General features: G+C 49.1%; 11 protein-coding genes. All 11 read left to right on the top strand.

Annotation, left to right across the window (positions count from 1 at the left end; genetic code table 11):
- The first annotated feature begins 295 nt into the window (after positions 1–295).
- Positions 296–424: a hypothetical protein gene (locus tag AYJ55_RS35010; RefSeq protein WP_281181224.1), complete on the top strand. Its 129-nt coding sequence runs from the start codon at positions 296–298 to the stop codon at positions 422–424.
- 535 nt (positions 425–959) lie between these two features.
- A complete protein-coding gene (locus AYJ55_RS23365; RefSeq protein WP_063658117.1) occupies positions 960–1,265 on the top strand; it encodes a structural cement protein Gp24 in 306 nt (101 codons plus the stop codon).
- On the top strand, positions 1,262–1,690 hold the full coding sequence (locus AYJ55_RS34155; RefSeq protein WP_245677555.1) for a hypothetical protein: 429 nt from the start codon (positions 1,262–1,264) through the stop codon (positions 1,688–1,690). The genes AYJ55_RS23365 and AYJ55_RS34155 overlap by 4 nt, the downstream gene beginning before the upstream one ends.
- 52 nt (positions 1,691–1,742) lie before the next feature.
- Positions 1,743–2,060, top strand: a complete 318-nt coding sequence (locus AYJ55_RS34150) for a DUF2184 domain-containing protein (RefSeq protein ID WP_245677554.1) — start codon at positions 1,743–1,745, stop codon at positions 2,058–2,060.
- The gene (locus AYJ55_RS34145; protein WP_245677553.1) at positions 2,041–2,340 is read left to right on the top strand and encodes a hypothetical protein; all 300 of its coding nucleotides are present in this window, start codon (positions 2,041–2,043) and stop codon (positions 2,338–2,340) included. Before AYJ55_RS34150 ends, AYJ55_RS34145 begins: the two co-directional genes overlap by 20 nt.
- A 2-nt stretch (positions 2,341–2,342) precedes the next feature.
- A complete protein-coding gene (locus tag AYJ55_RS23355) occupies positions 2,343–2,657 on the top strand; it encodes a hypothetical protein (protein ID WP_063653386.1) in 315 nt (104 codons plus the stop codon).
- Between the two features lies 1 nt (position 2,658).
- Positions 2,659–3,078, top strand: a complete 420-nt coding sequence (locus tag AYJ55_RS23350; protein WP_063653388.1) for a DUF4054 domain-containing protein — start codon at positions 2,659–2,661, stop codon at positions 3,076–3,078.
- The gene (locus tag AYJ55_RS23345; RefSeq protein ID WP_063653390.1) at positions 3,078–3,545 is read left to right on the top strand and encodes a hypothetical protein; all 468 of its coding nucleotides are present in this window, start codon (positions 3,078–3,080) and stop codon (positions 3,543–3,545) included. The genes AYJ55_RS23350 and AYJ55_RS23345 overlap by 1 nt, the downstream gene beginning before the upstream one ends.
- Positions 3,529–3,912, top strand: a complete 384-nt coding sequence (locus AYJ55_RS23340; protein ID WP_245677501.1) for a hypothetical protein — start codon at positions 3,529–3,531, stop codon at positions 3,910–3,912. Before AYJ55_RS23345 ends, AYJ55_RS23340 begins: the two co-directional genes overlap by 17 nt.
- On the top strand, positions 3,909–4,418 hold the full coding sequence (locus AYJ55_RS34140) for a phage neck terminator protein (protein ID WP_245677510.1): 510 nt from the start codon (positions 3,909–3,911) through the stop codon (positions 4,416–4,418). The genes AYJ55_RS23340 and AYJ55_RS34140 overlap by 4 nt, the downstream gene beginning before the upstream one ends.
- Positions 4,415–4,859, top strand: a 445-nt coding sequence (locus tag AYJ55_RS23330; RefSeq protein WP_162505851.1) for a DUF3383 family protein, incomplete at its 3' end; no start/stop codon positions are given. The genes AYJ55_RS34140 and AYJ55_RS23330, both read left to right, overlap by 4 nt.

The following is a 4,859-nucleotide window of genomic DNA, read 5'->3' as shown; positions in this document are numbered from 1 at the left end:
GTGCCGTGATGAATGATATCCGTTTTGAATTTCCATTATCTATCTCAATCGCTTCGATTTCTATTTGGGATGAAGCAGCAAAAAGCGGTGTATTGAAACCGATATCCAGCGCGAATTAATCGCCCCTCCTACAGCTACGTACCGGATATGACGCAGAGGCAGCAGTTGTGATGGAGAGGCTATGATAGGCGTGTGCGCAATATTCCACGCCTACCACCTGGCGATTGTTCCTGATGGCAGGACGGGAGGCCAGATGTTCTAGTCAACGACGCAATAACCAGAGGATTTAAAAAAAATGGCAGACGAAAAGAAAGCCGATGATGAAATGATCGCAGGACTGAAAGAGCGCCTGCCAAATGCCAGTGACGAGGATATTCATACGGTGGCAGAGTATACTCAATGGACTGACCTCAAAAGCGAATGACGAGGAGACAAAAGAAGATCCGTCGGATGATAAACAGGATAACGAAAGCGAGAGGATAAAGAAAAAAGGACGAATGCACGATAATGATGAGGATAAAAAACCGCTAACGATGCGGCTATCCTGATCCAACAGGCAGAGAACAAAATTCGGCGTGAATTTGCAGCGCTTCGTGCGGCAGAACGTTTGTGTTCACCGCTGATTGGTGAAGTGGCCTGGTGGACTCTGCCGAAGAAGTCTACCGGATAACACTCAGCCAAAACGGCATCGACACAAAAGGGGTTCATCCCTCAGCACTCCCCAAATTGGTGGAGATGCTCAAAAACACCCACAATCAACCTGAACCTCGAGTCGCCTTTGACTCAAATTCAGTGTCCCGTGTTGACCAGTTTTTAGGAGCAAAATGATGGCCTTTCAGAACAATGTAGCGCTTTATCAGGCACCGGGTCGAGGAAGGCAATTTTGCCTCCTGCAATGATGCTTTTGCGGTCGTTCCGCCGTTGGGTGGATGCTATCGAGCTGAAAAGAAGGAATAGTTATGTCTCGCTTTGCGTGGCGTGATGCCAGCAATGCCGGATTGGTCAATAACACTGGAACCGGCGAGATTGTTGGCTTCGTTCGTAATGAGCGAACCGCCTTGGTTAACTGGGACAAAATGACTGTCATGACCATCCCGCAAGGGCAAGCGGTCTCCGCCTACAAAACGGGGGATTTCTGGGTAAATCAGCGACAGCCACCACTATCGGCCAAAAAGTTTATGCAAAACTGGCCGACGGCACGATTGAAACCGACGAAGCAGGTGAGACGAAAGCAGGATTTATCGAAACCCCCTTTAAAGTCATGACCGCCGCCGCGGTGGTGAAATTTTTATTATGTCAAGCCGGAGTTAATGCAATGGCGCAATTATCACACAATGATTTTCCCGCCCTGATGAAACGGGCTAAAGAAGGAGGGGTGACGTTACCCCCTTCAGTCAACCGACTGTATCTGGCCAATGACGCCCAGCCGTCGACTATCGCAAACGGGGGCATTCCCGCGATTGTGGCGGGGGGTATCGATCCGAACGTTATTCGAACAGTATTTGCCCCCACCCGTGCCACTGAAATTTATGGGGAGCGCACTATTGGGCTGTGGGAGCAGGATTATTGGATGATCCCGCGTACGGAATACAGTGGTCATATTTCGTCCTACGGCGACTACAACGACAACGGGCAAACCAGGTCAACGTTGAGTGGAATAATGTTCGCCAATATCGTTTTCAAACAATGATTACCTACGGTGACCTTGAAGCCGCCCGCATGGGACTGGCGGATGATCAACTATGCTGCTGAAAAACAGATGGGCAGCCGCCAACACGATTAACCAGGATTACAACCGGTTTGCCTTTTTTGGTGTTGAAGGCGTTAACTACGGCGCATTAAATAACCCTCAGCTTCCCACGCCGATCACACCAACCAAGGTGAGTGGTAAAACGAAATGGGAAGATAAATCCATCCAGCAGCGTTACAACGATATTTTGGCACTCTACAGTGACCTGGTAGGACGAACCAACGGGGTGACGGGTGACGGGGTGGACATGGCTTCCTCCCTGACGCTGGTATTGTCAAACAAAGCCTCTGGTGTATCTCAAATCGTCTAATGAAATCATGGCCACCTCGCTTGAGGACTTGATCAAAAAAGCGTTCCCCAATCTACGCATTGAAACGGCTCCACAATTGAGTACCGATGCCGGTGAGTTAATACAGATGTTCGTGCGCAGCTATCAGGGACAGCCTGTTTGCTATGTGGCGAATTCGCAAAAATATCGGGCATTTCCGCTTCTTCAGCAACACTCAAGCTGGTCGCAGAAAGTGGCGGCCAGTACGTATGGCACGGTGATCACACAACCCATGCTTTTTGCTCAAATGTTGGGGATATGATTATGGGAAAAATTATTGTCGGCTGTAAACTCCCCCATGGACTGAAAGCCACCGTGAAGAATGAGACTATTGAATTGAAAGGGGCTAACGCTTGCGCCATTTATGGCGGTTTTGGCATAACCGAAGGCGTGGATGAGGCGTGGTTCAATGTATTTTCAAAAACCTACGCGCAGGCGGGATTTATCGAAAAGGGGTTAATCTTCAAGGTCACTGATCAAAAAAGTTTTTCCTCAGCCGCTAAGGAAAGAGCACAGGTCAAAACCGGTTTAGAACCGATTAACCCGAAAAAGGCAACCGTCAAACCCACGGAGGCATAATATGGCTGTGGTGGCGTTTGATGTTTTTGAATTCAGAGAACAATATCCCCTCTACCGCAAGGTCAAGGATGAGCAGTTGAAAATGCTATTTGATTTTGCTCAGGCTTTGTTCGATAACGCAAATTTTTCGCTGGAGCAGGCTATCCCAAAGCGAAAAAGTTTGCTTTATCTGCTGACGGCCCATCTTTGTGATATCACCTTTGGCGATGATAACGGAAACGGGTCAGGGGTGTCAGGTATGATTGGTCGGGTTGCGAATGCAGCAGAAGGCAGTGTCTCCGTGTCGCTTGATGTCGGGCAGGGATTGCCTTACTCGCAAGCCTGGTATTTCCAATCAAAGTGGGGACAGCTTTTTTGGCAACTGACCAAGCCCTACCGGATGTTTGCCTATTTCCCAGGTATTGAGGTGGGGTGCAGTTGATGGCGGGGAAGATAAAAGCGTTTCTGGACGCACAGGAAAAGCAGCTTAATGACCTGACGTTGAAAGTCGGCTTTCCAAAAGAGGTAAGCTATCCAGAAGGCCGTCGGGTTGCTGAAGTGGCTTACATGAACGAATTTGGCAATCCTGGGAATAACCAGCCACCGCGCCCTTTCTTCCGTAACGCTATTTCAGCCCATCAAAAAGACTGGTCAACCTATCTGGCGTCGTCCATGCGCGCCGGTGTTAATGCTAAAGAAGCGGCGGAATTATTAGGTGAAAAAGTCGTCAGCAATATTAAAGATTCAATATTGACACTCACCGATCCGCCGCTTTCTGAAACCACGCTTTATGTGAGAAAGCACCGGACTCACAAACCAAAAAACTTCACTGACAAACCGCTGGTTGATACACATCACATGCTGGAGTCAGTCAAATACTGGGTGGTGGTGGATGATGAATCTTCATAATCTCACTCGTTCGGCTATTCGAGCCGTTAACCCTGATATTGCTGCAATAGTCCGCCGTTCTGATGGTTGGACAGTCGGTGAAGGCCGGACACGCATCCCCAAATACCTTCCCGATGAACATATCGTCATTCAGTTGCAACCCCTGTCGAAAGGGGATTTGCAGCATGTGGACGGATTGAATATCCACGGCATATTCAAATCGATTCACGTTAACGGAAACTTCTGGTCGGTTAACCGAAAACAACAGACCGGTGGCGATTTATTCCTCATTGAGGGGGATACCTGGCTGGTGATTGAACCGCTTGAATTGTGGCCGGACTGGTGTCGGCTGTTAGTGTGTCTCCAAACGGACAGGGAGGGGGGATGAATGATTATACGGTCAATCAGGTCATTGACACGTTGGCCGATTTCATTGAACCGATTGCAGGTACGGTCTGGCAGGCTCAGGATAACCGGAATCCCATGCCGAGCGATATCTTCTGTGTTCTCACGCCATTGCGATTTATCCGGCTGTCGGCGGCGAGAGGGATTGCCCATGACAGCGGAAACCCTCAAACCAGTACGATGAACTGGACTGAAGTAAGGCAAGCTGATATTCAGCTCGACATTTACGGTGAAAATGCCGGTGACCGATCCATTCGTGTTGAAACATTGTTTGCTTCTGATTACGGCTATTCCCGAATCAAGGCGCTGGATGAACGTCTTGCTCCACTTTATGCCAGTGCTGCTTTGCAGACCAGTATGTTAAACAGTGAACACCAGTGGGAAGCAAGATATACCCTCACCTTGTCCTTACAGGTGCATATTGTTGTCAACGTATCTCAGGACTATTTCGACAAGACGGATATTTCCGTTAAAAAGGTTGATAAATGAGCAAAATTCCACTTTCTAAAGATTTTAGTATCACCGCTAATGTGATATCGCCGGCAGGAACAGCCTTGGATGCCAATGGCCTGATGCTGACCGATAATCCACTGATCCCTACAGGCACGGTTAGCACTTTCGGTAGTGCGCAGGAAGTCGCAGACCTGCTGGGAACGCACAGTCGCGAATATCAGGCAGCGACGCTGTATTTTAGTGGCTATGACAATGCCACCGTTTTACCTGCCGCGCTGTTGATGTCCCGCCTCGCGTTAGAAGACGCATCCGGTTGGCTATTATCCGGCAGCCTTGCGGGGGTCTCATTGGAGACAATGAAATCGCCGACGAGCAAGGTGAAACTGAAGGTTGACGGTCAGCCAGTAACTAGTGGAGCAGTTGATTTCAATACCGCTACCACGATGAGCGATATTGCAACGGTGTTGCAGACGGCTA

It is taken from the genome of Candidatus Arsenophonus triatominarum (assembly GCF_001640365.1).
Lineage (GTDB): Bacteria > Pseudomonadota > Gammaproteobacteria > Enterobacterales > Enterobacteriaceae > Arsenophonus > Arsenophonus triatominarum.
This window is presented reverse-complemented; position numbering and strand designations above follow the sequence as displayed.